25 protein-coding genes are annotated in these 26122 nt (G+C 74.2%); 8 read left to right on the top strand and 17 right to left on the bottom strand.

Annotation, left to right across the window (positions count from 1 at the left end; translation table 11 throughout):
* Positions 1 to 229 precede the first annotated feature (229 nt).
* The 3 genes from H6X67_RS06185 to H6X67_RS06175 form a co-directional block, all read right to left on the bottom strand.
* The gene (locus tag H6X67_RS06185) at positions 230 to 1969 is read right to left on the bottom strand and encodes an inorganic phosphate transporter (RefSeq protein WP_249367652.1); all 1740 of its coding nucleotides are present in this window, start codon (positions 1967 to 1969) and stop codon (positions 230 to 232) included.
* Positions 1970 to 2067: 98 nt separating this feature from the next.
* Positions 2068 to 2697 carry a MarC family protein gene (locus tag H6X67_RS06180; RefSeq protein ID WP_249367651.1) on the bottom strand — a complete coding sequence of 210 codons (630 nt, stop codon included), beginning with the start codon at positions 2695 to 2697 and terminating at the stop codon, positions 2068 to 2070.
* A gap of 87 nt (positions 2698 to 2784) precedes the next feature.
* Entirely contained in the window at positions 2785 to 3654 is an 870-nt protein-coding gene (locus H6X67_RS06175; protein WP_249367650.1) for a PHP domain-containing protein, read from the bottom strand.
* A gap of 83 nt (positions 3655 to 3737) precedes the next feature.
* Between H6X67_RS06175 and H6X67_RS06170 the strand changes: the two genes are divergently transcribed.
* The 3 genes from H6X67_RS06170 to H6X67_RS06160 all read left to right on the top strand — a co-directional run bounded on the left by H6X67_RS06170 (position 3738) and on the right by H6X67_RS06160 (position 7016).
* Positions 3738 to 5339 carry an aminopeptidase P family protein gene (locus tag H6X67_RS06170; protein ID WP_249367649.1) on the top strand — a complete coding sequence of 534 codons (1602 nt, stop codon included), beginning with the start codon at positions 3738 to 3740 and terminating at the stop codon, positions 5337 to 5339.
* Positions 5340 to 5664: 325 nt separating this feature from the next.
* Positions 5665 to 6045, top strand: a complete 381-nt coding sequence (locus H6X67_RS06165) for an ArsR/SmtB family transcription factor (protein WP_249367648.1) — start codon at positions 5665 to 5667, stop codon at positions 6043 to 6045.
* Positions 6042 to 7016 carry a cation diffusion facilitator family transporter gene (locus tag H6X67_RS06160; protein WP_249367647.1) on the top strand — a complete coding sequence of 325 codons (975 nt, stop codon included), beginning with the start codon at positions 6042 to 6044 and terminating at the stop codon, positions 7014 to 7016. Before H6X67_RS06165 ends, H6X67_RS06160 begins: the two co-directional genes overlap by 4 nt.
* A gap of 55 nt (positions 7017 to 7071) precedes the next feature.
* Here H6X67_RS06160 and H6X67_RS06155 read toward each other — a convergent pair whose 3' ends face one another.
* Positions 7072 to 7929 carry a sugar phosphate isomerase/epimerase family protein gene (locus tag H6X67_RS06155; RefSeq protein ID WP_249367646.1) on the bottom strand — a complete coding sequence of 286 codons (858 nt, stop codon included), beginning with the start codon at positions 7927 to 7929 and terminating at the stop codon, positions 7072 to 7074.
* 1 nt (position 7930) lies between these two features.
* The gene (locus H6X67_RS06150; RefSeq protein WP_249367645.1) at positions 7931 to 8650 is read right to left on the bottom strand and encodes a YflT domain-containing protein; all 720 of its coding nucleotides are present in this window, start codon (positions 8648 to 8650) and stop codon (positions 7931 to 7933) included.
* A gap of 77 nt (positions 8651 to 8727) precedes the next feature.
* On the opposite strand from H6X67_RS06150, the gene H6X67_RS06145 reads away from it, so the two are divergent.
* The 3 genes from H6X67_RS06145 to H6X67_RS06135 all read left to right on the top strand — a co-directional run bounded on the left by H6X67_RS06145 (position 8728) and on the right by H6X67_RS06135 (position 11873).
* The gene (locus H6X67_RS06145; protein WP_249367644.1) at positions 8728 to 10035 is read left to right on the top strand and encodes a magnesium transporter MgtE N-terminal domain-containing protein; all 1308 of its coding nucleotides are present in this window, start codon (positions 8728 to 8730) and stop codon (positions 10033 to 10035) included.
* Positions 10028 to 10642 (top strand): DUF1003 domain-containing protein, encoded by a 615-nt coding sequence (locus H6X67_RS06140; protein ID WP_249367643.1) that lies wholly within the window; start codon positions 10028 to 10030, stop codon positions 10640 to 10642. The genes H6X67_RS06145 and H6X67_RS06140 overlap by 8 nt, the downstream gene beginning before the upstream one ends.
* A gap of 82 nt (positions 10643 to 10724) precedes the next feature.
* The gene (locus tag H6X67_RS06135; RefSeq protein WP_249367642.1) at positions 10725 to 11873 is read left to right on the top strand and encodes an Mrp/NBP35 family ATP-binding protein; all 1149 of its coding nucleotides are present in this window, start codon (positions 10725 to 10727) and stop codon (positions 11871 to 11873) included.
* A 36-nt stretch (positions 11874 to 11909) separates the two neighbouring features.
* Here H6X67_RS06135 and H6X67_RS06130 read toward each other — a convergent pair whose 3' ends face one another.
* Positions 11910 to 13013: a twin-arginine translocase TatA/TatE family subunit gene (locus H6X67_RS06130; RefSeq protein ID WP_249367641.1), complete on the bottom strand. Its 1104-nt coding sequence runs from the start codon at positions 13011 to 13013 to the stop codon at positions 11910 to 11912.
* 200 nt (positions 13014 to 13213) lie between these two features.
* On the opposite strand from H6X67_RS06130, the gene H6X67_RS06125 reads away from it, so the two are divergent.
* On the top strand, positions 13214 to 13849 hold the full coding sequence (locus H6X67_RS06125) for an O-methyltransferase (protein WP_249367640.1): 636 nt from the start codon (positions 13214 to 13216) through the stop codon (positions 13847 to 13849).
* A 199-nt stretch (positions 13850 to 14048) separates the two neighbouring features.
* Here the strand turns inward: H6X67_RS06125 and H6X67_RS06120 are convergent, their stop codons facing one another.
* Entirely contained in the window at positions 14049 to 14216 is a 168-nt protein-coding gene (locus H6X67_RS06120; protein ID WP_166855599.1) for a DUF3117 domain-containing protein, read from the bottom strand.
* Between the two features lie 175 nt (positions 14217 to 14391).
* Positions 14392 to 15186 carry an LOG family protein gene (locus tag H6X67_RS06115; protein ID WP_249367639.1) on the bottom strand — a complete coding sequence of 265 codons (795 nt, stop codon included), beginning with the start codon at positions 15184 to 15186 and terminating at the stop codon, positions 14392 to 14394.
* 165 nt (positions 15187 to 15351) lie between these two features.
* On the opposite strand from H6X67_RS06115, the gene H6X67_RS06110 reads away from it, so the two are divergent.
* Complete coding sequence (locus H6X67_RS06110) at positions 15352 to 17067, top strand: phospho-sugar mutase (protein ID WP_249367638.1); 1716 nt, start codon at positions 15352 to 15354, stop codon at positions 17065 to 17067.
* Between the two features lie 91 nt (positions 17068 to 17158).
* Here H6X67_RS06110 and H6X67_RS06105 read toward each other — a convergent pair whose 3' ends face one another.
* From H6X67_RS06105 to H6X67_RS06065, 9 genes are all read right to left on the bottom strand, one after another.
* Entirely contained in the window at positions 17159 to 18019 is an 861-nt protein-coding gene (locus H6X67_RS06105) for a metal ABC transporter permease (RefSeq protein WP_249367637.1), read from the bottom strand.
* Entirely contained in the window at positions 18016 to 18993 is a 978-nt protein-coding gene (locus H6X67_RS06100; protein ID WP_249367674.1) for a metal ABC transporter permease, read from the bottom strand. Before H6X67_RS06100 ends, H6X67_RS06105 begins: the two co-directional genes overlap by 4 nt.
* The gene (locus H6X67_RS06095) at positions 18990 to 19874 is read right to left on the bottom strand and encodes a metal ABC transporter ATP-binding protein (RefSeq protein WP_249435476.1); all 885 of its coding nucleotides are present in this window, start codon (positions 19872 to 19874) and stop codon (positions 18990 to 18992) included. The genes H6X67_RS06100 and H6X67_RS06095 overlap by 4 nt, the downstream gene beginning before the upstream one ends.
* A gap of 18 nt (positions 19875 to 19892) precedes the next feature.
* Positions 19893 to 21101, bottom strand: a complete 1209-nt coding sequence (locus H6X67_RS06090; protein WP_249375424.1) for a metal ABC transporter substrate-binding protein — start codon at positions 21099 to 21101, stop codon at positions 19893 to 19895.
* Positions 21102 to 21336: 235 nt separating this feature from the next.
* A complete protein-coding gene (gene deoC / locus H6X67_RS06085) occupies positions 21337 to 21990 on the bottom strand; it encodes a deoxyribose-phosphate aldolase (RefSeq protein ID WP_249368891.1) in 654 nt (217 codons plus the stop codon).
* 86 nt (positions 21991 to 22076) lie between these two features.
* Complete coding sequence (locus H6X67_RS06080) at positions 22077 to 22829, bottom strand: hypothetical protein (protein WP_249368890.1); 753 nt, start codon at positions 22827 to 22829, stop codon at positions 22077 to 22079.
* Between the two features lie 28 nt (positions 22830 to 22857).
* Positions 22858 to 24195 (bottom strand): thymidine phosphorylase, encoded by a 1338-nt coding sequence (locus tag H6X67_RS06075; RefSeq protein ID WP_249368889.1) that lies wholly within the window; start codon positions 24193 to 24195, stop codon positions 22858 to 22860.
* A gap of 29 nt (positions 24196 to 24224) precedes the next feature.
* Complete coding sequence (locus H6X67_RS06070; RefSeq protein WP_249368888.1) at positions 24225 to 24737, bottom strand: cytidine deaminase; 513 nt, start codon at positions 24735 to 24737, stop codon at positions 24225 to 24227.
* Positions 24738 to 24835: 98 nt separating this feature from the next.
* Positions 24836 to 26119 carry an ABC transporter permease gene (locus tag H6X67_RS06065; RefSeq protein WP_249368887.1) on the bottom strand — a complete coding sequence of 428 codons (1284 nt, stop codon included), beginning with the start codon at positions 26117 to 26119 and terminating at the stop codon, positions 24836 to 24838.
* Positions 26120 to 26122: the final 3 nt, after the last annotated feature.

The raw sequence follows: 26122 nt of genomic DNA, 5'->3' as shown, positions 1-26122 counted from the left end.
GGCGGGGACGGCGCGACCGGGCGCGCGCCGCGCTCGCGGGGCCGCAAGCGCACGCGCGGCGGCGGTGCCGCCCGCTCCGGGGACTGAGACCCCACGCCGATGTGCTGACGCGCTCGGGGCCGGCCACCATGTTGGTGGCCGGCCCCGAGCGCGTCTGTCCGGCGGGCCCTGCGGGCTCGAGCCGCGAGCCCCAGGATCGCGGGGTCCCGCGGCTCAGCCGAACTGCGACTCAGCCGAAGAGGGCCCGCAGGAGGAGGACGCCAACGGCGCCGATGCCCGCCGACGCCGGCAGGGTGATGACCCAGGCCAGGCCGATGGGCTTCATCAGCTGCCAGTTGGCGCTCTTGTTGACGATGCCGACGCCGAGGATCGCGCCGATGAGGATGTGCGTGGAGGACACGGGCAGGCCCATCACCGAGGCGCCCATGACGACGGCCGCGGCCGACAGCTCGGCGGCGAAGCCCGAGGCGGGGTGCATCTTCGTCAGGCCGGAGCCGACGGTCCTGATGACGTTGCGGCCGATGAACCACAGGCCGGAGATGAGGGCGGCGCCGCAGGCGATCGTGATCGCGGCGGGCACGGCGGCCTCGGCGGACAGGGAGTCGGTGCGCAGCACGTCGATGATGGCCGCGAAGGGGCCCACGGCGTTGGCGATGTCGTTCGAGCCGTGGGAGAAGGCGAAGGCGGAGGCGGTGAAGACCTGCATCCAGGAGAAGAGGGTGAAGGTCGCCTTGGACAGGGACTTCTTCTTCATCGAGCGGGCGAAGATGAAGATCGAGAACCAGACGACGGCGGCGATCATGCCCATGATGAGCGCGTTCTGGAACAGGTCCAGGCCCAGGGCGAGGTTCTTCAGGCCCTTGAACAGGAGCATGGCGGAGATGACCACCGAGCCGGCGGCCGCGAGCAGGGGCACCCACGTCTCCAGGGCCTTGTGGGACTGGATCTTGTCCGCCTTGCGCTCGATGCGCAGCAGCTCCTTGAAGTAGTCGGACTCGAGCTCGTCCTCCTCGAAGTCCGGCATGGCCAGGGCGGCGGCGTCGCGCGTCATCTTGTTGGTGTAGGCCAGCTGCTGCAGCTCGGTGAGGCGCTCGAAGGAGGCGCGGTGGGCGTCGCGGTGGGCGATGCGTTCGGCGTGGATGGCGCGCATGCGGGCGTCCGCCTCCTCGCCGTAGATGAGGATGTGCTTCTTGATGCGGCTGAAGACGAACCAGGAGGCCAGGGCCCCCAGGCAGGGCGACAGGACCCAGGACACGGCGATCGTGCCGATCTCGCTCCACTGGACCATCTCGAAGCCGCCGGTGCCGGTGACCAGCCCGAGGGTGACGGCCGCGCCGACGATGCCGCCGATGATCGCGTGCGTGGTGGACACGGGCCAGCCCATCCTCGTGGCGATGAGGAGCCACAGGGCCGCCCCGAGCAGGGCGGACATCATGATGAAGGCGAAGTCCATGGGCGCGAGCGCCGCGTGGGACAGGTCGACGATGCCCGAGCGCACCGTCTCGGTGACGTCCCCACCGGCCAGGACGGCGCCGGAGACCTCGAAGACCGCGGCGACGATGAGCGCCTGCTTCATCGACAGGGTGCCGGCACCCACCGAGGTGCCGAAGGAGTTGGCGACGTCGTTGCCCCCGATGTTGAAGGCCATGAACAGGCCGACGGCGGCGGTCACCAGCAGGATGAGGTGGTCGCCCGGGTCGTTGACGTAACCGATGGCCCAGGCGGTGAACCAGACGGCGGCGACGACGAGGATGGCACCGAAGACGAGGTGCCAGTTGCGGTCGGCGCCGAGGAGGCGCGAGGCCGGGGCGGCGGGTGCCTCAGCGTCCGCGTCCCCCTTGAGCCTGTCCGCCTGGTTGAGCTCGTGGGCGACCTCGGAGACGAGGTCCGGGTTGGTGGGAGGAGCGGCGAGGGGGCTGCCGCCCTGGGGGGAGTCGGGGATCATGCCGTCGGGCACGCCAGCGGACACGGTGTCCTCCTGAGAGATGCGGGGACCGCGCCGTCGGGCGCGGCGGTGGAAGCATGACGACGCTAGGTGAACGGAAGGTAACGCCCGCTAGCGGGTCGTCACAAGAAGCTCACCTTGATGAAGGAGACGAGCCCGTCGCCCATCATCTGCACCGCGATGGCGGCCAGCAGGAGGCCGAGGATGCGCGTGAGCACACGGATCGCCGTGTCCCCCAGCACCCGGTGCAGACCGACCGAGTACCTCAGGGAGGCCCAGACGACCACGTGCGTGGCCAGCAGGGCGAGGGCCACCGTCACCCAGCCGACCACGGGCGTCTCAGCGGACTCGACGGCGACCATGGCGGCCACGATGGCGCCCGGCCCGGCCAGCAGGGGCGTGCCCAGCGGGACGAGGGCGGTGTTGGTCGAGCTGGAGGAGGGGGCGGCCTCCTCGTCGCCGTCGGTCAGCAGCTCGAGGGCGACGAGGAGCAGCAACAGCCCCCCGGAGACTTGCAGGGCGGGCACGCTGATGCCCAGGAACTGCAGGATGTAGCGGCCGAAGAGGGCGAAGACGAGGATGACCCAGAAGGAGACCAGGGTCGCCTGGGCGGCGGAGCGGCGCCGGTCGGCGTCCTCCTGGCGGCCGGTGAGGGTGAGGAAGATGGGGATGGCGCCCAGGGGGTCCTGGATGACGAGGATGGTGGTGAAGGCCGTCGCGAACAGGACGGGGCTGAAGATCGACTCGAGCATGGGGTGTCCGGGGTGAAGGAGGGCGGGGCGCGGTGGTGCCGTGAGCGGTTTAGGACAACCGTACCCGGGTTGGTCCCGGCGCGGCGCTCAGGGCAGGACGAGCCCCAGCATGCCCTCGTCGAGGACCCGCTCGAGCAGCCCGGCCGGCATGAGGTGCTCCCCCAGCCGGTTGGGCTTGCCCGTCCCGTGGTAGTCCGAGGACCCGGACACCCCCAGCCCGAGGCGCTCGGCCAGCGCGCGGGCCTGCTCGCGCTGGGCGGGGGTGTGGTCGCGGTGGTCGACCTCCAGGGCGGCCAGGCCCGCCTCGGCCATGAGCGCGAAGGTCTCGTCCGGCACGAGGCGGCGCTGGCGCCCGGCGGCCCGGGGGTGGGCGGCGACGGGCACGCCCCCGGCGGCGCGCACGAGCTCGCAGGCCTCGACGGGGTCGAGCGCCCAGTGGTGGACGTAGTAGGGGCTGGAGGTGGCCAGGGGCCCGTCGAAGGCGGCTGAGCGGTCCCGGAAGGAGCCTGCGGCCACGAGGGCGTCGGCGATGTGGGGCCTGCCGATGGTGCGTGAGCCCGCGGCCTGCTCGAGGACGTCCTGCCAGGTGACGGGGTAGTCCTCGCTCAGCAGCTCGACCATGCGCCGGCTGCGGCTCTCCCGGGAGCGGCGGGCGGTGGCCAGGGCCCGGGTGAGGGCCTCGTCGTCGGGGTCGAAGAGGTAGGCCAGCAGGTGGAGGGTGACGCCCCGGTCGGCGCAGGAGATCTCGGCGCCGCGCAGGAGGGTGACGCCGGTGGTGGCGACGGCGTCGGCCGCCTCGTCCCACCCGGCGGTCGTGTCGTGGTCGGTGAGGCCGACGACGTCGAGCCCGGCCCGTGCGGCGCAGGCCATGAGCTCGGCCGGGGTGTCGGTGCCGTCCGAGCAGGACGAGTGGGTGTGGGGGTCGGTGCTCGGTGACAGGGGCAGGCCGTCGATCACGCCGACAGTGTAGGCGGGGGCCACCGGGGCCCGTGCCGGCGCCGGTGTCGAGCGCGGCGGCCGGGAGTGGGAGGATGCGGCTCATGACGCACTCCCCGAACCAGGCCCAGCCCACCACCAGCCCCGACCAGAGCGAGGTCGCGCCCCAGGACCCGCAGTCGCTCGCGCAGCGCGGCGACAACCGCTCCCACCGGCCCACGAACCCCGCCTTCAGGGACTTCATCGGCTCCGCCTGGGGGCCGCGCCCGGCCGGGCTGCCGCCGCTGAGCGAGGCCGCCCCCTGGGCCGCCGGGCGCCGCGAGCGCCTGGGCGCCCAGTTCCTCGGCGAGCGCCTGGTCCTGCCGGCCGGGCCCCTCAAGGTCCGCAGCAACGACACCGACTACCGCTTCCGCCCGCACTCGGCCTTCGCGCACCTGGCCGGCACGGGCACGGACTTCGAGCCCGACGCGGTCCTCGTCCTGGACCCGCTCACCGCCCCCGGGCAGGCCCCGGCCGACGGCGGGCCCTCCCACGAGGCGGTCATCTACTTCCGCCCGCGGGCCTCGCGCACGAGCGAGGAGTTCTACGCGGACCCGCGCTACGGCGAGCTGTGGGTGGGGGTGCGCCCCTCCCTGGAGGAGGTCGAGGCGGGCACGGGCGTGCGCGCCGCGCACATCGACTCCCTGGGCGACGCGCTGGCGAAGGACGCGGGCGTGGAGGGCGTGCGGCTGCGGGTGGTCGTGGAGGCCGACGCCGCCGTCACGGCCCTGGTGGACCAGGTGCGCCAGGCGGCGGGGCTGGCCAGCGGGCAGGAGGCCCAGCAGGTGGACGACGCCCTGGCGGAGGCGGCCAGCGAGCTGCGTCTGACGAAGGACGACTGGGAGGTCGCCCAGCTCCAGGCGGCCGTGGACGCCACGAGGGCCGGCTTCGACGACCTCATCCGCTCGATCCCGAGGGCGACGGCGCACTGGCGCGGCGAGCGCGTCCTCGAGGGGGCCTTCGGGGCGCGGGCGCGCGAGGAGGGCAACGGCCTGGGCTACGAGACGATCGCGGCCTGCGGCAACCACGCGAACACGCTGCACTGGATCGTCAACGACGGCGCCGTGCGCCCGGGCGAGATGGTGCTCGTGGACGCCGGCGTCGAGGTGGACTCGCTCTACACCGCGGACGTCACCCGCACGATCCCGGTGGACGGCCGCTTCACCGAGCCCCAGCGCCGCGTGTACGAGGCGGTGCTGGAGGCGGCGGACGCGTCCTTCGCCGTGGCGAGTGAGCCGGGGGCGCGCTTCCGCGACCTGCACGCGGCCGCGATGAGGGTGCTGGCCCAGCGCCTGTTCGAGTGGGGGCTGCTGCCCGAGGGCGTGACCCCCGAGGCGAGCCTGGCCCCTGACGGGCAGTACCACCGTCGTTGGATGGTGCACGGCACGAGCCACCACCTGGGGCTGGACGTGCACGACTGCGCGCAGGCGCGCCGTGAGATGAGCATGGACGCCCTGCTGGTGCCGGGCATGGTCTTCACGATCGAGCCGGGCCTGTACTTCCGGGCGGACGACCTGCTCGTGCCCGAGGAGATGCGCGGGATGGCCGTGCGGATCGAGGACGACGTCGTCATCCGCCAGGACGGGCGCGCCGAGCGCCTGACGGCGGCGATCCCCCGCACGGTCGAGGACGTCGAGGCCTGGGTGAGCGGCCTCCTCGCGGGCTGAGGGGCGGCAGCGCTCGCCGCACGGGGGCCAGCCGCGCACGCAGCCCTGTCCGCCCGTGCGCCACTCGCCGCACGGGGACGGGCGCACGCAGCCCGAAACGTGCACGCCCGCCCAAGGACCACCTATTCGCCCAAGGACAACTTGTTCTCCCCAGGACAACCTGTGGGGCGCCAGCACGTTGTCCAACGGAGCGCAGGTTGTCCTTCGAGCAGCACGTGATCCGTGGGCGCGCAGGTTGTCCTGGGGCGATCTCGTGGTCCGCTGCGGCTGCCGCCCCGGGCACGACACCCCTGGACATGTCGGCACACACCGATATCATCGGTACATGCCGATGATTCATGGACCTCTGCCGACGGACCTCACCCTCGACACGGGCTCGGTCGAGGAGGCGAGGGACCTCGCCGCGCTCCTGTCCGTCCTGGCCGACCCCACGCGCCTGGCGGTCCTCCAGCACCTGCGCGGGGGCGAGCACCGCGTCGGCGAGCTCTCCGACCACCTCGGCCTCGCGCAGTCCACGGTCTCGCAGCACCTGGGGCTCCTGCGCGACGCCGGGCTCATCTCCACCCACACGCACGGGCGCGCCCGGGTCAGCCGCCTGGAGCACGAGGACCTGCTCACCACCGTCCTCGTCACCACCCGCGCCCTGCTCACCGCTGCCTCCGCCGCCTCGCCCGCAGCGGCCACCGACGCGGGGCGGAGGCCGTGAGCGGGCACGACGGCGACCAGCGCGTCACGCACGACGGCGACGGCACCGGCGGCCGCGCGCAGTGCCCCTCGCACCCCCACACCCACGCAGCAGCCTCCTCGACCACGCGCCTCGCCGTCGTCCTGGCCCTGACCGCGACGGTCCTGGCCGCAGAGGTGGTCGCCGCGCTCCTGTCCGGCTCACTCGCCCTGCTGGCCGACGCCGGGCACATGGCCACCGACTCGGCCGGCGTCGTCATCGCGCTGGCCGCCGCCGTCCTCGCACGCCGCCCGGCCTCGGACCGCTCCACCTGGGGGATGCGCCGCGCCGAGGTCATCGGGGCCGCCCTCCAGGCCGGCATGCTGTCCGTCGTCGGCCTCGTGGTCGCGGTGCGGGCCGTCATCGACCTGGTCCGCCCCTCCGAGGTCGCAGCGGCACCGATGCTCGTCATGGGCGTCATCGGCCTGGCCGCCAACGCGGCCGCCCTGCTCGTGCTCGCGGGCGGGCGGGGCGAGAGCCTCAACATGCGCGCCGCCTTCCTCGAGGTCGCCAACGACGCGCTCGGCTCCGTCGGCGTCGTCGTGGCCGCCATCGTCATCGCCCTCACCGGCTGGCAGCGCGCCGACGCCGTCGCCTCCCTGCTCATCGTCGTCCTCATCGTGCCGCGCGCGGTGTCCCTGCTGCACTCGGCCGGCAGCGTCCTCATGGACCTCACGCCCCAGGACCTCGACCTCGGCGAGGTGCGCCGCCACCTCACGGGCCTCGACGGGGTCGTCGCCGTCCACGACCTGCACGCCTGGACAGTGGCCTCAGGGCTGCCGGTGCTCACCGCGCACGTCGTCGTCACCGACGAGCGCTACGCGGCCGGGGCCACGGACGACCTGCTCAGAGCCATGCAGTCCTGCGTCGCCGAGCACTTCCCGGTGCGCATCGCGCACTCGACCTTCCAGATCGAGCCGGCCGGCCACCGCGAGCCCGGGTCCTGCGCCTGAGCCCCGCCGGTCCCACGCGGCCCGTCCCCGGCCCTCACCGGCACGGGCACCGGCCTCAGCCGTGGCGGTAGCGCCGCCGCGTCGGGGCGGGCACGCGCACCGCCCCCGTGTCCCCGGCGCCCTCCAGGTGCTCGCGGGCGAAGGCCAGGGAGGAGGCCAGCGCCTCCAACCGCTGCTCCTCGCTCATCCCGCGCGTGGAGACCTCGACGACGACCTGCCCTCCCCCGGTCTCGAAGCCGGTGGCGGCGAGGTGCCTGAGCACGCCCGCGCAGTCCTGGTCGCCCTGGCCGGGCAGGAGGTGGTCGTCGTGGAAGCCGGGCACGCCGTCGGTCAGGTGCAGGTGGCGCAGCGTGGGGCCCAGTGCACGCGCCATGGCCAGGGCGTCCGAGCCGGAGGTGGCCGCGTGGGAGATGTCGAGGGTGACCGAGCGGTAGCCCTGCCCCACCGGGTCCCAGGTGGGCGAGTAGCCCTGGAAGTCGCGGGTCGAGTGCGGCTGGCGCGGGCGCCAGGTGAACATGTTCTCGACGGCGAGGTGGACCGTGCCCGTCTGCTCGCGCATGTCGATGCCGCGCACGAACTGGCGCGCGTAGCGGGTCTGCCAGAAGAAGGGCGGGTGCAGCACGACGGTGGGGGCGCCCAGGGCCTCGGCCAGCGCCACCGAGCGGTCGATCTTCTCCCACGGGTCCGGCCCGAAGACGGGGCGGGTGAGGATGAGCGTGGGGGCGTGGACGGCGAGCACCGGCTGGCCGTAGTGCTCGGCGAGGCGCCCCAGGGCCGTGGCGTCCTGGGTGACGCGCTCGGACCAGACCATGACCTCGACGCCGTCGTAGCCGAGCTCGGCGGCGGTGCGGAAGGCCGCGGTGGCGTTACCGGGGTAGACCGAGGAGGTCGACAGCCCGACGGGGACCGCCATCTCAGGCCTCCCGGTCCGACGGCGCCCCGGACGTCCCGGATGTCTCGCTGCCGGGCGCGGCGCCGTCGGCCCCGGGGCCCACCCCGCCGTCGGCCCCGACGTCGGAGATCCGCACGCCGAAGCGCGGCCGCTCGTCCGGGCGCGACCCGAAGGCCGTGGGCTCAGCGGCCCGGGCGGCCTCTCGGGCGGCCCGGCGCTCCTCGGCGCGGCGCGCGGCGGCCCCGCCCCGCGTGAGGTTGCCGGGCGCCTGGGCCAGGGCCTGGGCCGCCTGCGAGGCCTGGTGGGCGGCGATGATGGAGTAGCGCGAGGCGATGACCGAGCTCGTGGAGGTGAAGTCGCGCCGGCCGCGGGTCAGGGCGTAGCCGACCACCTGGAACAGGATCCCCCACACGACGCCCAGGAGCACCGCCGCCAGGAAGCCCGCGCCCCCGGCGGAGGCGTTGCCGAAGAAGGAGAGCATGACCCCGACGAGCGCGCCGAGCCACAGGCCCGAGGCGGTACCGGAGGCGACGGCGCGCCCCCAGCTCATGCGCCCGGTGATGTTCTCCACCTGGCGCAGGTCGGTGCCGACGATGGCCAGGTGCTGGACGGGGAAGCCGTCGTCGCTCAGGGAGTCGACGGCGGCCTGGGCCTGCGGGTAGGTGGCGAAGGAGGCGACCTCCTCCCCCTGGGGCATGGTCCTGGCACGGGTCGCGGGGTGGGCGCTCATCGGCTGGCTCATGAGGCCATCGTCCCACGCGGGCGTGCGCGGCAGGGCACCGAGGGCGCCGTCACGCTGAGGGCGCATAGGCTGTGCCCGTGGAGAACACGAGCACCCGCAGCGCGAGCCGGCCCTCGGCGACGCGCGTCTTCGTCGCCCGACTCGTCGGCACGGGCGTCTTCGACCCGCTGGGCGACGCCGTCGGCAAGGTCCACGACGTCGTCGTGCTGCTGGCCCACCGCGGCGAGCCGCGCGCCGTCGGCCTCGTCATCGAGGTGGCCGGCCGCCGTCGGGTGTTCCTGCCGCTCTCGCGCGTGACGGCGATCAACCCGGGCCAGGTCATCACCACGGGCCTGGTCAACATCCGCCGCTTCGAGCAGCGCGCGGTCGAGACCCTCGTCTTCTCCGAGCTGCTGGACCGGGTGGTGACGATGCGCGACGGCTCGGGCCAGGTGAGCGTGCGCGACGTCGCCATCGAGAAGGACCGCAACCGCGACTGGAAGGTCACGCGCCTGTTCGTCCAGCGGGCCTCCTCCGGGCCGCTGGGCCTGCGCCGCGGCGAGACCTTCATCGTGCGCCCCGACGAGGTCACGGGCCTGGCCGGGTCCCTCGAGCCCCAGTCCGCCACCGCCCTGCTGGCGACGATGGAGGACCTCAAGCCGGCGGACCTGGCCGACGTCCTGGCCGACCTTCCCCTGGCGAGGCAGGTGGAGGTGGCCGCCGAGCTGGAGGACGCCCGCCTGGCCGACGCCGTCGAGGAGCTGAGCGACGACGAGGCCGTCGCCCTCATCTCCGCCCTCGACGCCGCCCGGGCCGCGGACGTGCTGGACGCGATGCAGCCCGACGACGCCGCCGACCTCGTGGCCGAGCTGCCGGCCGCCCAGGCGGACGCCCTGCTGGACCTCATGCAGCCGGACGAGGCCGAGGACGTGCGCCGCCTGCTCACCTATGACGGCTACACCGCCGGTGGACTCATGACGACCGAGCCGATCATCCTGCCGCCCGAGGCCACGGTGGCGACCTTCCTCGCCCAGGCCCGCAAGGCGGAGACTGCGCCGGCGCTGGCGGCGGTGGCCTTCGTGTGCCGCCCGCCCCTGGAGACGCCCGCCGGACGCTTCCTGGGGATGGTGCACCTGCAGCGGGCCCTGCGCGAGCGCCCGCAGCAGCCGCTGGGCTCGATCCTCGACAAGGACCTCGACGTCGTGCTGCCCGGGGACTCCATCGGCACGGTCACGCGCCTGCTGGCGACCTACAACCTCACGGCGCTGCCGGTCCAGGACGAGGCCGGGCGCCTGCTGGGCGCGGTGTCCGTCGACGACGTCCTGGACCACCTCATGCCGGACGACTGGCGCGAGGCCGACGACGCCGTGACCGACGAGATGATCGAGAGGAGCGCCAATGCCTGAGCAGCTGGACCAGCCGCTGGAGGAGGGCCGCGCCCGCCGGCTGCGCTGGATGCGTCCGCGCAAGCACGCCACCTCCGACACCTCGGGGCGCGTGGCCGAGGCGATCGCCCGTTTCTCGGGCACGCCGACCTTCCTCATCTGGCTCACGCTCTTCGTCGTCGTGTGGATGGCGTGGAACACCTTCGCCCCGGCCTCGTGGCGCTTCGACAAGGCCGAGCTCGGCTTCACGGCCCTGACGCTCATGCTCTCGCTGCAGGCCTCCTACTCGGCGCCGCTCATCCTCCTGGCCCAGAACCGGCAGGACGACCGCGACCGGGTGACGGCCGAGCAGGACCGTCAGCGCGCCCAGGCGAACCTGGAGGACACGGAGTACCTCACCCGTGAGATCGCCTCGCTGCGCCTGGCGATGAACGAGGTGGCGACCCGCGACTTCGTGCGCGGTGAGCTGCGAGACATGCTCGCCGAGCTGTTGGAGGAGGAGCGCCGCTCGCGCGAGGAGATCGTCGGCGAGATCGTCGAGGAGCTGGCGGACGAGTGGGCCGAGCACGAGGCGCAGGACGAGCCGGACCGGGAGCCGGGGCCGGCCGGCGCCGAGGCGGCCGGCTGAGCCTGCCGGCGCCTGACGAGAGGCTCGTCCCATCCACCCCCGGGCCCGCGGCGGGCCCGGTCCTCTCCCCTACGATGGCACCATGCCCACGATCCCCACTGAAGAGCAGGTCCGCGAGGCCCTGGGCCGGGTCAACGACCCGGAGATCCGCAGGCCCATCACCGAGCTCGGCATGGTCGAGTCCGTCGAGGTCGGCGCCGACGGCGTCGTCACCGTCGGCGTCCTGCTGACCGTGGCCGGCTGCCCCCTGCGCGAGACCATCACCGCGGACACCGAGCGGGAGGTCGGCGCCCTGCCGGGCGTCACCGGCGTGCGGGTGCGGATGGGCGTCATGACCGACGAGCAGCGCGCCGAGCTGCGCGTGCGCCTGCGCGGCGGCCAGGCGGAGCCGGAGGTGCCCTTCACCAAGCCGGGCAGCCTCACGCGCGTGTACGCGGTCACCTCGGGCAAGGGCGGGGTCGGCAAGTCCTCGGTCACGGCGAACCTCGCGGCGGCCCTGGCGTCCCAGGGCCTGAGCGTCGGCGTCGTCGACGCGGACATCTACGGCTTCTCCATCCCCCGGATGCTGGGCGTCAGCCACGTGCCCACCCAGCTCGACGGCATGATCGTGCCGCCGGTGGCCCACGGGGTGAAGGTCATCTCCATCGGCATGTTCGTGGAGGACAAGCAGCCGGTCGTCTGGCGCGGCCCCATGCTGCACCGCGCCGTCCAGCAGTTCCTCACGGACGTGTTCTGGGGCGACCTGGACGTGCTGCTGCTCGACCTGCCGCCCGGCACGGGCGACGTGACGATCTCCGTGGCGCAGCTGCTGCCGAACGCGCAGGTCCTCGTGGTGACGACCCCGCAGACGGCGGCGGCCGAGGTCGCTGAGCGCACGGGCCTCATCGCGACGCAGACGAGGCAGAAGGTCGCCGGGGTCATTGAGAACATGTCCTACCTGCCCCAGGCGGACGGCTCGCGCCTGGAGATCTTCGGCGCGGGCGGGGGCGAGGCCGTCTCGGCGTCGCTGTCCCAGACGCTCGGCTACGAGGTGCCGCTGCTCGCCCAGCTGCCGCTCGACATCCGGCTGCGCGAGGGCTCCGACTGCGGTGTGCCGGTGACGGTGGCCGACGGCGGGCGTCCCCCGGCCGACGCACCGGCGGCCCTCGCCCTGAGCGAGGTGGCGCAGCGCCTGGGCCGCACCCGGCGGGGTCTGGCCGGGATGCGGCTCGGTATCAGCCCGGTGGGCTGAGCGTCCCCTCACGGTCGCTCACGGCCCGGGCGGGGGTCAGTCGACGGCGGCGGTCAGCGCCTCGCGCGAGGTGCGGGCGGCAGCGGCGGAGGCGCGCACGACGTCGCGCGGGGACAGCGGCCGCACGCGCGCCGCCCGGGGGGCCCCGGCGACGAGGGTGGAGGGGATCTCCTCGTCCGGCACGAGGTCCACGGCCCCCTCGACGGCCTGGGCGGCACCGACGACGGCGCCGACCGCGCCGGAGATGAGCCCGCGGCGCTCGGGGTCCTCGACCTGCTCAGGGGCGGCCTCCTGCCGGGGCTCCGGGGACTCCTGGACGGCGTCCCCGTCCGGCTCGCCCTCACGGGCCGGTTCCTCCTCGGCGGCCTGAGGCTCGTCGTCGGGCACGACGGCGAAGGCGGCGTCGTCAGCGAGAGCGCGGGCGGCGCGGTGCCTGGTGGTGCTCTCCTCGGTCAGCCCGGGCAGGACCCCGGCGCCGCGGGCGGCACCGACGGCGGCCTCGGCCTGCTCGTCAGTGAGCGCGTCGACGGGCTCCTGCGCGACCGGGGCGTCCTCAGTGCTCGCGGCCTCCGGGGCGGCGACCTGGGGCATCTCCACGGTGACGGCGTCGGCCTCGGCGGCGGCCTCCTCCAGGCTCTCACGCTGTGCCGCGGCAGCGGCAACCTTGGCCCCCGCTGCCGCGGTGGCCGCTCCGGCCGCCGCCACCTTGGGGTTGGCCGCCTTGCGGGTCTCCTCGGCCTTGTCGTCGATCATCGAGGACAGGGACTTGCTGCCGTGGCGGGAGCGGGTGTCCTCCTTGACAGCCTTGGCGGCGGCGTCACCGGACTCCTTGGCGGCGGAGGCGAAGGACTCGAAGGGCTGGGACAGGTCCCGGCGGATCGCGTCGAGGTCCTCGCCCAGGGCGTCGCGCACGATCTTGCGCGGGTCGTAGTTGCGGGGGTTGAGGTCCTGGAGGTTGAGGTCGGCGAGCTCGGGACCGACCTCCTCGGCGATCTGGGCCTTGGCGTTGTCGAGGAAGAGGCGCAGCTGGCGCACCCACTGGGTCAGTTTTCGGGTGTACTCCGGCAGGCGCTGGGGGCCGATGACGACCACCAGCACCAGCAGGAGGACGATGAACTCATTCCCTGAGATGCCAAGCACCCGGTCAGTATAGGGAGACGGCGGGGGCCTCCCGGCCGCTGTCCGCCCCGCTCCTGCCGTATCCGCCCAGGGCGATACCGGCTGACGGGTCCCCGTCGTCCCACGCCGTGCCCGTGCCGCCCCCCGCGGGGCCGCGGACCTGGGACAATGGCGGCGGCGCGCGCGGCCCGCACGCGCCTGACGGGAGAGAGGGAGCACCCATGAGCGGTGACAAGACGCTGAGCTGGTCCTACACGGAGGAGTTCCCCCTCGAGGCCGAGGCGCAGGCGCAGGCCAGGCGGCGCGGCATCGAGCTGGGGGTCAGCCCGGTCTCCCCCGCCACCGGCGCCCTGCTCAGCACGCTGGCGGCCTCCGTCGGCGCCCGCTCGGTGGCCGAGGTCGGCACCGGCACGGGGGTCTCGGGGCTGTGGCTGCTTCAGGGGATGGGCCCGGACGGTGTGCTCACGACGATCGACGTCGAGGCCGAGGTCCAGCGCGAGGCCCGCCGGGCCTTCGACGCGGCCGGGTACCCGGGCTCGCGCACGCGCGTGATCCAGGGGCGGGCCTCGGACGTCATGCCGCGGATGGCGGCGCGCTCCTACGACATGGTGGTGCTCGACGTCGACCCGCAGGAGGCGGCGGCTCTCACGCAGGAGGCGCTGCGCATGCTCCGCGTCGGCGGGGTGCTGGCGGTGACGAGGGCGCTGTGGAACGACCACGTGGCGGACCCGGCCCGTCGTGACGCGGCGACGGTCGCGGCCCGCGAGCTGGGCAAGGCGCTGCGTGAGCGCGAGGACCTGGTGGTCTGCCTGCTGCCGGTGGGTGACGGGCTGCTGGCGGCGGTGCGCCGCGCCTGAGCCCGGCGCACGCGGGCGTCGCGTGACCGGCGTCGGGGCCGTGAGGCGGTGACGAGACGGGGCCGGGTCCTCCCTGGGACCCGGCCCCGTCTCGACGTGCCGGAGGCTCAGCCCGCGGGGCCCTTGCCCCGCTGCGAGCCGCCTCGTGGTGCAGGATCAGATCGTCCAGGATCAGATCGTCACTGACGTCCTCACTGAGTCAGATCTTGACAGAGCCCAGGGCCTCCTGGAGCTGCTTGATCTCGTCGGGGCTGATCTCGACGACGAGACGGCCGCCTCCCTCGAGCGGGACCCGCATGATGATCGAGCGACCCTCCTTGACGACCTCGAGCGGGCCGTCACCCGTCCTGGGCTTCATGGCAGCCATGTGATCCCCTTTCGGTGAAGAGCGCGCTAGTCGCGCGATTCCTAGCATCTTAGGCCACCTGGCGGCCGTAGTGGGCGCTTCGTGGCGAAATCCACTCGGACCCGGGGACGGGCACGGGCGGCCCACGCGCCCGGCGCCGGACCGGCCGGGAGTGGGCCGGCCCCTGCCAGGCCCGTCAGGCCCGGGCGGCCCGGACTGCCCAGACTGCCTGGTCGGCCCGCAGGCGGCGCGCGGCCCCGACGACGTACTCCACGGCCTCCTCGGCAGTGTCGACGACGTGCACGAGGTCGACGTCCCCGGGCGAGATGACCCCGGCTCCCACGAGGGCGCCCCGCACCCAGTCCATGAGACCGCCCCAGAAGGAGGTGCCCACGAGCACCACGGGGAAGCCGTCGACCTTCTGCGTCTGGACGAGCGTGAGCGCCTCGAAGAGCTCGTCCATCGTGCCGAAGCCGCCGGGCATGACGACGAAGCCGTCGGAGTACTTGACGAACATCGTCTTGCGGGCGAAGAAGTAGCGGAAGTTGATCCCGAGGTCGACGTACTCGTTCATGCCCTGCTCGAAGGGCAGCTCGATCCCGAGGCCGACGCTCACGCCCCCGGCCTCGTGCGCCCCCTTGTTCGCCGCCTCCATGATGCCGGGGCCGCCGCCGGTGATGACGGCGTAGCCGTGGCGCGCCAGTCCCGCGCCGACCTGCGAGGCCAGGGCGTAGGCGGGGTCCTGCGGCGTCGTGCGGGCCGAGCCGAAGACGCTGATGGCGGGGCCCAGCTCGGCGAGCGCGCCGAAGCCCTCGACGAACTCCGACTGGATGCGCAGCACCCGCCACGGGTCCGCGTGGAGCCAGTCGGTGCCGTCGCGGCTGGTGAGCAGGCGCGCGTCGGTGGTCTCGGCGGGGATCTGGGAGCCGCGCAGCAGCACGGGCCCCTTGCGGTAGGACTCTCGGTGTTCTCTGTGCTCTCGTGGTGCCATGGGGCGATCCTCGCGCATGACGCGGGTGTTGTCGCCCAGGGGCGGGGGCGCCCGTCGTCGTCGCCCACCGACGCGAGGCGGGCACAAAGTCCCTGTGTCCCGGATAACCCATGAGGGCGGTCACGATCACCTCCCACCGCCGGTCCGGGCCGGTACGTTCGCAGCATGACTGAGACCCCTTCCCTCATCGACGAGGTCAGCGCCTGGATCAACGAGGACCCGGACGCCGTCACCCGCGCAGAGCTCTCCTCCCTCCTGGCGGCCCACGAGGCCGGTGACGCGTCGGCCACCGCCGAGCTGACCGACGCCTTCTCGGGCACCCTCCAGTTCGGCACCGCCGGGCTGCGCGGACGCCTGGGCGGCGGGCCGAACCGCATGAACCGCGTCGTCGTCATCCGCGCCGCGGCGGGGCTGGCCGCCTACCTCAGGGGCCGGCTCGGCGAGGACTTCAGCGTCGTCATCGGCTACGACGCCCGTCACGGCTCCGAGGTCTTCGCCCGCGACACCGCGGCCGTGGTCACCGGTGCCGGTGGTCGGGCGGTCCTCTTCGACCGCTGCTGCCCCACCCCGGTCCTCGCCTTCGCGCTGCGGCGCCTGGGGGCCGACGCCGGTGTCATGGTCACCGCCTCGCACAACCCGCCTCAGGACAACGGCTACAAGGTCTACCTGGGTGGACGTGCGGTCACCGACTCCGGTCAGGGCGCCCAGATCGTGCCGCCCTACGACGCCGCCATCGCCGAGGCCATCGCCGCCGTCGGCCCGCTGGCCAGCGTGCCCAGGCCCGGGTCCGGCTGGGAGGAGGTCGGTGAGGAGCTCATCGAGGAGTACACGGCCGCAGCCTGCGTCTCGCGCGTGCCCGCCGCCGCGAGCCTGAGGATCGTGCTCACCGCCATGCACGGCGTGGGTGGGCAGATCTGCCGGGAGGCCCTCAGGCGGGTCGGCTTCGACGACGTCGTCGTCGTGCCCGAGCAGTTCGAGCCGGACCCGGACTTCCCGACGGTCTCCTTCCCGAACCCGGAGGAGCCCGGCGCCCTCGACCTGTCCCTGGCCCTGGCGCGCGAGGTGGGCGCGGACCTCGTCATCGCCAACGACCCTGACGCGGACCGCTGCTCGGCGGCCGTGCCGGACCCGCACGCGCCCGGCGGGTGGCGCCAGCTCACGGGCGACGAGGTGGGCTCACTGCTGGGTGAGCAGGCGGCCGAGCTGGCGGCCTTCGCCGGCACCGGCGTGCTGGCCAACTCGATCGTCTCCTCGCGCCTGCTGCGACGCATCGCCCAGGCGCACGGCCTGGGGCACCGCATCACGCTCACGGGCTTCAAGTGGATCAGCCGGGTGCCCGGCCTCGTCTTCGGCTACGAGGAGGCCCTGGGATACTGCGTCGACCCGAAGAACGTGCGGGACAAGGACGGCATCTCCGCCTCGGTGCGCCTGGCGCTGCTGGCCTCGGTGCTCAAGCAGCAGGGGCGCAGCCTGCTCGACCTGCTCGACCGCCTGGCCCGCGAGCACGGCCTGTACGCCACGAGCCCGCTGAGCGTGCGCGTGGAGGACCTGTCCTTCATCACCGACGCGATGGAGCGCCTGCGGGCGGGCGGCGGCCCGGCGCACCTGGCGGGCTCGCCGGTCGTGGACGTCTTCGACCTGCTTGACGGCGCCAGTGACGGCAACGGCAACCAGCTGCCCCCGACGGACGGCCTCATCTTCAAGACGGCGGCGGACGACCGCGTCGTCATCCGCCCCTCGGGCACGGAGCCGAAGCTCAAGTGCTACTGCGAGGTGGTGGTGCCGGTCGCCGTCGACGAGCCCGTCGAGGTGGCCCGCCGCACGGCCGCCGACCGTCTGGAGCGCATCAAGAACGACCTCAGGGCCGTGCTCGGCGTCTGACCCGGGCCCGCGCGAGGCGCCCCCTCGTCACCCCCTCTCGTCCGAGCAGGGGTGACGAGGGGGCGTCTCGTCGGCGGCGCCGTGGGGCCGCTCAGGCCCGCAGCGCCCGGCGGGTGCCGACGGAGCCCGCCCAGACCAGGGCGCACAGGACCCCGATGCACCCTCCGGCGCTCAGCTCGCCCGCCACCGCGACGGCGAGGCCCGCCAGGGCGCAGGAGGCCCCCACGAGCGCCGAGCCGAGCACGAGGGCACGCACGCTGCGCACCCAGGGGGCGACCGCGGCCGCGGGGGCGGCGATGAGCGCGATGGGCAGGATCGTGCCGAGCGAGGGCACGAGCACGGCGATGGTGACGCACACGAGCCCCATGACCGTGGCCTCCGCGGCGCGCGCGCTCAGGCCCGACGCCCGGTGCCCCACGGGGTCGAAGGCGTGGAAGGCCAGGCGCGGACCCATCGTGAGCAGCAGGAGCGCGGTGAGGGCCAGGCACACACCGGCCGTCCAGGCGTCGGTCGTCTTGACGTTGAGCAGCGAGCCGGCGAGGAAACCGTCCACCTTGAGCGGCAGCGGGGCGAACCAGGTGCTCAGCAGGTAGCCCAGGGCGAAGCCGATGGACAGCACCGCGCCGGCGGCGGCCTGCGCCGAGACGCCGGGCACGCTCTGGAACCAGCGGGCCAGGGCGAGCATGGGCAGGCACATGAGGGCCGCTCCCACGAGGACGGCCACGGACAGGGCGCCGTAGCCCGCCCGCTCCCCCCAGATCGCCGGGACGGCCCAGGCGGCGGTGACCACGCCGGCCACCGCCCCGGGGAAGGTCGAGTGCGTGAGGGACTCGGCCAGGAAGATGCGGCGCTCGATGAGGGCGATGGCGCCGACGGCGCCCGCCAGCAGGCCCACGAGGACGGCGACGGTGACGGGCAGCTCAAGCAGCTGCCAGGAGACGGTGGTGCTCACGGCGCCCCCCGCCCCGCGCTCAGTGCCTCCTGTCGGCGGCGCCCACGCCCCGCGCCTGAGCGCGCGCGGGCCGCGCCGACCAGGCGCACCCCGCCGACCGCGGCGACGAGCGCCAGGGCCATGACCATGATGACGGCCGCCTGGGGCGAGACCGGCCGAGGGGAGGGCGAGACGGCCAGGAGCAGCCCGAGCCAGCCGCCACCCACCCCGACGACGACGGCGGTGGCGACCATGCCGGGCACGGTGCGGGCGAGCACGCGGCCGGTGGTGCCGGGCAGGGTGAGCATGCCGATGACGAGGAGGGTGCCGACGGCGGTGGAGGCCGCGACGACGACGGCCGCCACCGCGGCGTTGAGGACGAGGTCGAGGGCGAGCACCCGCAGCCCTGAGGCCCTGGCCCCGAGCGGGTCGAAGGCGGTGGCGACCTGCTCCTTCCAGGTCAGGCACACCAGGAGCAGCGCCAGGGCACTGACGAGGAGGGCCTGGGCCAGGCGCAGGTCGGTGACCTCGAGCAGCCTGCCGAACATGAGGGCCTCGAGCTGGCCGGACATGTCCCCGCTGGCGAGCAGGACGACCATGCCGACGGAGAAGAACCCGGTGAGGACGACGGCGGTCCCGGCCTCGGAGGCGTCGCGCCGCGAGTGGTGGTCCACCCAGGTCAGGGCGGCGGCGGCGAGCGCCCCGGCGACGGCACCGGCGGGCACGATCATGTCCGTCCCCGCGGTGACGGCGCCGACGACGATGCCGGGGAAGACGGCGTGGACGAGGGCCTCGGCGTGGAACTCGGCGCGGCGCAGGTTGACGAGCGTGCCCACCAGGGCGCACACGCAGCCCAGGACGACGAGCAGGACGAGGGGCCGGAACAGGAAGGGGGCCGTGGCCAGGGGGGCGATGCCGGGGACGCCGGACAGGGTCGTGCGCAGCGCCTCGACCGCTGCGGCCACGAGGTGCGTGAGGGCGTCGGCGGTGCTCATACGGCGGTCACGGGCAGGGGGCCGGCGGGGGCGGCGGCCCCGCCCTCGCGGGAGGGGGCGGGGCCCGCCGTCGTCACGGTCGGCAGGGTGACGGGCAGGCCGAGGAGCCGGGCGGCGTGCTCGCGGCCGGCGCCGTAGGCCTGCTCGACGAGCGCGGGGACGAGGACCTCCTCACGGGGCCCGAAGGCGACCTGGCGCCCCGCCAGGAGGGCGACCTGCTCGCAGACCTCGCGGGCCAGGACGAGGTCGTGGGTGGAGACGACGACGGCGACGCCGTCGGACTTCAGGCCGGCCAGGATGCGCAGCAGGGCGTCCCGGTTGGGCTGGTCGAGGCCGTTGAAGGGCTCGTCGAGCAGGACGAGGCGGGGGCGCGAGGCCAGGCAGCGGGCGAGCAGGACGCGCTGCTGCTGGCCCCCGGAGAGCTCTCCGAAGCGCCGTCCGGCGACGTGGGAGAGCCCGACGGCCTCCAGGGCCCGGCGGGAGCGCTCGCGCTCCCTGCGCCCGGGACGCCGCAGCGGTCCCAGGGCGGAGATGGTACCCATGACGACGACGTCGAGGGCCGTGACGGGGAAGGTCGGGTCGAGGTCGGCGACCTGCGGGACGTAGCCGATGCTCCCGGCCGGGGCGCGGCCGGGAGCCTGGCCGTTGACGCGGGCGGAGCCGTGGACGACGCGGACCGTGCCGAGCAGCGCACGCAGCAGCGTGGTCTTGCCTGAGCCGTTGGGGCCGACGAGCGCCAGCGCCTGGCCCGCACGCAGCGTGCCGGTGACGCCGGTGAGGACGGGGTCGCGCCCGTAGGCCAGGGCGAGGTCCGTGAGCTCGACGGCGGTGGTGCCGGGCTCGTGCCTCGCGGCTGCGTGCGGCTGCTCAGCGGTGGTCATGCAGTCTCTCTCCGAGGGTCAGGGCTTGACGACGTCGGTGGGGGCCCACTGGGACAGCTCGGCGGGCACCTCGGAGACGGTACCTCCCCAGGCGGTGGTGAGGTTGGTGACGTTGTGCAGGATCGAGCCGGTGTAGGTCTCACCATCGGAGCCGGGCTCGCCCAGGGAGTCGCCGTACAGGGCCTCGTCGCCGATGACGGCGCGCACGCCGGCGAGGGCCGCGACCTTCTCGACGGACTCGGGGTTGTTGGAGTTCTCGGCGAAGATCGCCACGGCGCCCGAGGCGGTGATGGCGTCGGCCGTCTCCTGGATCTTCTGGGCGGTGGCGTCCTGCTGGGCGTTGAAGTCGCTCATGGCCGCGCCCTCGAAGCGGATGCCGTAGGCCTTGGAGAGGTAGCCGAAGGCGTCGTGGCTGGTGAACAGGACGCGGTGCTCGGCGGGCACGGTGTCCAGGCTCTGCGCGGCCCACTGGTCGAGGGAGGCGAGGAGGTCGGCGTAGGCCTTGACGTGGCTGTTGATCGTGGTTGAGGCCTCGGGGGCGACAGCGGTCAGGGCGGCGCCGATGTTGGCGACCTGGATGGCGGCGTTGCGGGGGTTGGTCCACACGTGGGGGTCGTAGCGGAACTCGGCCTCCTCGCCCGGCTCGGGGGCGAAGGGCCAGGGGGCGACTTCGACGGCCTGGGTGCCGCGGTCGATGGTGTAGGGCAGCGTGGCCTCGGCCTCCTTGCTCGCGCCGGGGTTGTCGACGTCGTCGGCGGTGAGGACCCCGGAGGTGACGACCATGGTGCCCTTGAAGCCGGTGGAGGAGACCGCGTCGTCGAGGAAGTGCTCGAGGTCGACGCCGTTGACGAGGAAGAGGTCGGCCTCCGCGAGGGCCGCGGACTGGGCGGCGGTCATCTCGTGCTCGTGGGCGGAGGCGTTGGGGGCCAGGAGGCAGGTGAGGGTCAGGCGCGCGGGGGCGGTGGCGGGGTCGGCACCGAGCTCGGCGGTGGTGCCGTCGGCGCCGGTGCGGGAGAAGGACAGGTCGTCGCCGCCGGAGGCGAGCTGTGTGACGTAGTCGCAGACCTGGGTGGTGGAGGCGACGGCGTGGATGGTGGTGGCCTCGGGGTTGACGTTGGCGTCGGTGCCGGTCTGGGAGGAGCCACAGGCGGCGAGGGTCGGGGCGGCGAGGGTGAGGGCGGCCAGCGCGAGGGCGGCGCGCCGGGATGACCTGATAACTGTTCTCATGCGGCTGAGAATATTTCGGTGACCCGAAACATTCAACTGAGGGTCCGGCCCTCCACCGGCGATGTGCTCCGTCTCTCACCGCCCTCCTGAGGCCCTGCGCGCGGCGCCGTGCCAGGACCGCCGCACGCCGACGGCGCCGGCACCTCCTGCTCGTGTCAGGCGCCGACGCCGTACCAGTCGTGCCGGCCGCCCCGTGACGGGTGCCACCGGGCACCGCCAGGGGCGGTCGGGGCTCTCAGGCCTCCAGGCCGTCGAGGATCGCGACGCTCGCGGACACGCCCAGGCGCGAGGCCCCGGCCTCGACCATGGCCAGGGCGTCCTCAGCCGTGCGGATGCCGCCCGAGGCCTTGACGCCCAGGCGCTCACCGACCGTCTCGCGCATGAGGCGCACCGCGTGGACGCTGGCGCCGCCGGCGGGGTGGAAGCCCGTGGAGGTCTTGACGTAGTCCGCGCCGGCGCGCTCGCAGGCCTGGCAGACGGCGACGACCTCCTCGTCGGTGAGCGCCGCGGACTCGATGATGACCTTGAGCAGGGCGGCGCCGACGGCCTCCTTGACGGCCCTCACGTCCGCCTCGACGGCGTCCCAGTCGTGCTCCTTGACCTGGCGGAGGTTGACGACCATGTCCACCTCGTCAGCGCCCTTGGCGACCGAGTCGGCGGCCTCGGCCGCCTTGACGGCACTCGCGTGGGCGCCCGAGGGGAAGCCGCAGACCGTGGCCACCTTCAGGCCCTCGGGCACCTCGAGGGGCAGCTGGCTCGGGCTCACGCACACCGAGCAGGTGCCGAGCTCGGCGGCCTGGGCCACGAGGGCGGCCACCTGCTCCCCCGTGGCCTCGGGCTTGAGGAGGGTGTGGTCGATCATGGCGGCGATCTCGCGGCGGGTCGTCATCGGGGCGTCCTTTCGTCAGGGGAGGGCTCTGGGAGAGCCTACGGCGCCGGAGCCGCACCGGCAGCACCTCCGGGCGCGCAGCACCCTCAGGACGGCTCGACGAGGGCGAGCACCCGCGGCCAGTAGCCGAGCCCGCGCGGGCCCGGACGGCGCGGGTCGCGCGCCGCCATGAGGTCGAGCGGGCCCACCGAGCCCGAGGCCGGGTCGTAGACGTGGACGCGTCCCTCCCCCGGGTCCGCCCGCCCCAGCAGCGTCCAGGGCAGGGCGAGGACGTAGTGGCGCGGTACCGCGGGCAGACGGCCGGCGGCCCGCCTGAGCGCACGGGCCACCGGGCCGCCGCCCTCACGGGGCACGGGCAGCGGGCCACCGACGACGAGGAGCACGGGGGCGCCGTCGGCCAGGTGGCCGCGCAGGCGCACCACTGCTGCGGCCCAGCGCGGGCCGGCGTCCCCCACCCAGGTGACAGCGTAGGCGGCCCGGCCGCCGCGCCCCCGGGGCACGGCCCGGTCCAGGAGCCCGGCCACGGCCCAGGGGGTCGAGCCCAGGCCCCGGGGCCAGGGCAGCGGTCCCAGCGGGCCGCGGGCACGCCGGTTCATCAGCGCCTGCAGGCGCAGCTGCTCGGCGCGCAGGGCCCCGCGCAGCCCGCCCGCGGGCCCCGTGAGAGAGCCCAGGCGCGCGGCGGCGCCGCCGTCGCGCTCGCACAGGAGGCGTGCGGCCAGCAGGCAGGTGGCCCCGCAGGTCCTCGGGTCCTCCTGGACGAGGGGGACGTCCCGCTCCTGCGGGCCGGGTCCCGGGCCGAGGACGAGCCGGCCCGAGTCCACCCGCGCGCGCACTCTCACCACCGGCTCCTCGTGGAGGCCCGGGGGCTCAGACGATCCGGTCGAGCACGACGCCGGCCTCGCGGCGGGCGAGGGCGTCAGCGGCGGCGGGCGAGCCGGCCGGGCTGATGGTGACACCGCCCTCAAGGGCCTCCACGGCCCGTGCGAAGCGCTCGGGCGTGGCGGTGTGGAGGGTGAGCAGCGCCTGCCCCTTGGTGACGGTGTCGCCCGGCTTGGCGTGCATCTCGACCCCGGCCACCGCCTGGACCGGGTCCTCCTTGCGAGCGCGCCCCGCTCCCAGGCGCCAGGCGGCGACCCCGACCTTGAGGGCGTCGAGCCCGGTGAGCACGCCGTCCTCGTCGGCGGTGACGACCTCGGTGTCGGGTGCGACGGGCAGGGGGGCGTCGGGGTCGCCGTCCTGGCGGCGGACCATCTCGCGCCACACGTCCATGGCCCGCCCGTCCGCGAGGGCGGCGCGCAGCTCGTCCTCGCCCGTGGGGCGCCCGGCGGCGTCCAGCATCTCGCCGGCCAGCGCCAGCGTGAGCTCGACGACGTCCTCGGGACCGCCACCGGCCAGGACCTCCAGGGACTCGCGCACCTCGAGGGCGTTGCCGGCCGTGAGCCCCAGTGGGGTGGACATGCCGGTCAGCAGCGCACGGGTGGTGACACCGGCCTGCCTGCCCAGGGCGACCATCGTCTCGGCGAGCTCGCGCGCCATCGGCATCTGCCGCATGAAGGCCCCGGATCCCACCTTGACGTCCAGGACGAGGGCGCCGGTGCCCTCGGCGATCTTCTTGCTCATGATCGAGGAGGCGATGAGCGGCACGCAGGAGACGGTGCCGGTGGTGTCGCGCAGGGCGTAGAGCTTCTTGTCGGCCGGGGCGAGCCCGCTGCCGGCGGCGCAGATGACGGCGCCGGGCCCGCCCTCGCCGAGCATGTCGAGGACCTCCTCGTTGCTCAGGGCCGCGCGCCAGCCGGGGATGGCCTCGAGCTTGTCGAGGGTGCCGCCGGTGTGGCCCAGGCCGCGGCCTGAGAGCTGGGGCACGCTCACGCCGAAGACGGCGACGAGCGGGGCCAGCGGCAGGGTGATCTTGTCGCCCACGCCCCCGGTGGAGTGCTTGTCCGCGGTGGGCCGGCCGATGCCGGAGAAGTCCATGCGCTCGCCGGTGCGGATCATGGCGTCGGTCCAGCGGGCGATCTCCTGCGGCTCCATGCCGTTGAGGTAGATCGCCATCGCCAGGGCGGCCATCTGCTCCTCGGCGACGACGCCGCGGGTGTAGGCGTCGATGACCCAGTCGATCTGGGGGTCGGTCAGGCGCTGGCGGTCGCGCTTGGCGGCGATGACGTCAACGGCGTCGAAGGGCTCGACGGCGGAGGTGGTGGTCATGTGGTGCTCCTCGTGGGTCGTGGCCCGGCTCAGGGCTCGGGGACGCCGGTGGCGTCTGCGGGTGCGACGGCGCCGTCGACCAGCGCCATGTCCTCGACGCTGAAGCGTCCGGGCAGGACCTCGTCGATGGTCATGGTCCCGCTGGGCATGAGCAGCCGCATCTGCGGGTGGGCGTGCTCGGACAGGGTCTGGCGGCAGCGCCCGCAGGGGGCGCAGCGCTCGCCGCGCCCGTCGACGCAGGCGAAGGCGACGAGCCGCCCGCCGCCGGTGCGCACGAGCTCGGAGACGAGCCCGCACTCGGCGCACAGGGTCTGGCCGTAGCCGGCGTTCTCGACGTTGCAGCCGGAGACGAGCCGGCCGTCGTCGGTGACGGCGGCGGCCCCGACCTTGAAGCGCGAGTAGGGGGCGTAGGCGTGGGTCATGGCCTCGCGGGCCAGGTCGGTCAGCCGCGCCCACAGGGCGTCGTCGACGTCCTGTGGGCCGACGCTGTGGCCCAGGCTGCCGCCGGTGGTGGCGGCCGTCCCTGCGGTGTCGGTGCTCATGCGGGTGCCGGCTCCTGTCCGAGGTGTGTCGCTGACGTGAACATACACCGCAGCGGCCCTCACCTCGCTGGTGGGGGCCGCTGCGGCACCGCCCTGTGTCACGGGTAGGGCACGCCCTCCGCGGCGGGTGCGCGGACCTTGCCGACGAACCCGGCGACGGCGAGGATCGTCACGACGTAGGGGATCATGAGGACGAAGTTCGCCGGGATGGGCGAGCCGATGACGCCCAGGGTCTGGCCGACGGCGGTGGCGAAGCCGAACAGGAGCGAGGCGTACAGGGTCCCCAGCGGGTTCCACGCGCCCAGGATCATGGCGGCCAGGGCGATGTAGCCGTTGCCGCCGCTCATGTCCTCGGTGAAGCGCAGGCCGGAGCCGACGGTGAAGAAGGCACCGCCCAGGCCGGCGAGGGCGCCGCCGAGGACGAGGTTGTTGACGCGGGTGCGCATCACCTTGATGCCGACCGTGTCCGCCGCCTTGGGGTGCTCGCCGACGGCCCTCATGCGCAGTCCCCAGCGGGAGCGGAAGAGCATGAAGGACAGGACCCCGACGACGGCGTAGAGGGCGTAGACGAGGATCGTCTGCTTGAACAGCACCGGGCCGAGGACCGGCACGTGGCTCAGCAGCGGGATCGCGAGGGTGGGCAGGCGCATGGCCCGGTTGAGGGTGGGGGAGTCCGCGAGGAAGGTGGAGAAGAAGAAGCCGGTGAGGCCGGAGACGAGCACGTTGAGCACGACGCCGACGACGACCTGGTTGACGCGGTACCTCAGGCCGAACAGGGCCAGCAGCAGGGCCACGAGCATGCCCGCGAAGGGGGCGGCGAGCAGGCCGATCCATGCGTTGGAGGTCACGGAGGCGGCCACGGCGGCGAAGAAGGCGCCGCCGAGGAGCTGGCCCTCGATGGCGATGTTGATCGTGCCCGAGCGCTCTCCGACGACGCCCGCGAGGCCGCCGAAGACGAGGGGCACGCTCAGGGCGACCGTCGAGGCGAGGATCGTCACGAGGGGGATGAGGGTGTCACGGCCGGCCCCGGCCCAGGTGAGGAAGGCGACGACGAAGGCGGCGCCCATGGTGGCGACGACCCAGGCGGGCACCTTGGCGCGGGCGACGGCCCGCCGGTAGGCCAGGGCCGTGGCGGCGGCGGCCGCCAGCGCCATGAGGAGGATGACGGGGCGGGCGGCGAGGGTGAGGACCGGCAGCTGGAAGAAGTCGGCGCTGGTGGCGAGCTGGAAGCGGGTGCGGCCGTGGGCGGTGGCCGCCATGAGGGCGGCGAGGAGCACGACGACGGCGCCGGTGACCGGCATCTTCCAGGAGACGGGGGCGAGGGCCGCGGCAGCTGCGCCGCCGTCGGTCCGGGTAGCTGTCCGGGTGGTGGTGACGGGCATGGC

It is taken from the genome of Actinomyces sp. AC-20-1 (assembly GCF_023369555.1).
Lineage (GTDB): Bacteria > Actinomycetota > Actinomycetes > Actinomycetales > Actinomycetaceae > Actinomyces.
Note: the sequence above shows the minus strand (reverse complement) of the source record. Positions and strands in the feature narration are given on the sequence as shown.

Coding starts and splice junctions, on each gene's coding strand:
- H6X67_RS06180 (WP_249367651.1), bottom strand. CDS start 2,697: ATGCTCGAGTCGATCTTCAGCCCCGTCCTGTTCGCGACGGCCTTCACC.
- H6X67_RS06170 (WP_249367649.1), top strand. CDS start 3,738: ATGACGCACTCCCCGAACCAGGCCCAGCCCACCACCAGCCCCGACCAG.
- H6X67_RS06165 (WP_249367648.1), top strand. CDS start 5,665: ATGCCGATGATTCATGGACCTCTGCCGACGGACCTCACCCTCGACACG.
- H6X67_RS06155 (WP_249367646.1), bottom strand. CDS start 7,929: ATGGCGGTCCCCGTCGGGCTGTCGACCTCCTCGGTCTACCCCGGTAAC.
- H6X67_RS06150 (WP_249367645.1), bottom strand. CDS start 8,650: ATGAGCCAGCCGATGAGCGCCCACCCCGCGACCCGTGCCAGGACCATG.
- H6X67_RS06140 (WP_249367643.1), top strand. CDS start 10,028: ATGCCTGAGCAGCTGGACCAGCCGCTGGAGGAGGGCCGCGCCCGCCGG.
- H6X67_RS06135 (WP_249367642.1), top strand. CDS start 10,725: ATGCCCACGATCCCCACTGAAGAGCAGGTCCGCGAGGCCCTGGGCCGG.
- H6X67_RS06125 (WP_249367640.1), top strand. CDS start 13,214: ATGAGCGGTGACAAGACGCTGAGCTGGTCCTACACGGAGGAGTTCCCC.
- H6X67_RS06120 (WP_166855599.1), bottom strand. CDS start 14,216: ATGGCTGCCATGAAGCCCAGGACGGGTGACGGCCCGCTCGAGGTCGTC.
- H6X67_RS06115 (WP_249367639.1), bottom strand. CDS start 15,186: ATGGCACCACGAGAGCACAGAGAACACCGAGAGTCCTACCGCAAGGGG.
- H6X67_RS06110 (WP_249367638.1), top strand. CDS start 15,352: ATGACTGAGACCCCTTCCCTCATCGACGAGGTCAGCGCCTGGATCAAC.
- H6X67_RS06100 (WP_249367674.1), bottom strand. CDS start 18,993: ATGAGCACCGCCGACGCCCTCACGCACCTCGTGGCCGCAGCGGTCGAG.
- H6X67_RS06095 (WP_249435476.1), bottom strand. CDS start 19,874: ATGACCACCGCTGAGCAGCCGCACGCAGCCGCGAGGCACGAGCCCGGC.
- H6X67_RS06090 (WP_249375424.1), bottom strand. CDS start 21,101: ATGAGAACAGTTATCAGGTCATCCCGGCGCGCCGCCCTCGCGCTGGCC.
- deoC (WP_249368891.1), bottom strand. CDS start 21,990: ATGACGACCCGCCGCGAGATCGCCGCCATGATCGACCACACCCTCCTC.
- H6X67_RS06075 (WP_249368889.1), bottom strand. CDS start 24,195: ATGACCACCACCTCCGCCGTCGAGCCCTTCGACGCCGTTGACGTCATC.
- H6X67_RS06070 (WP_249368888.1), bottom strand. CDS start 24,737: ATGAGCACCGACACCGCAGGGACGGCCGCCACCACCGGCGGCAGCCTG.
- H6X67_RS06065 (WP_249368887.1), bottom strand. CDS start 26,119: ATGCCCGTCACCACCACCCGGACAGCTACCCGGACCGACGGCGGCGCA.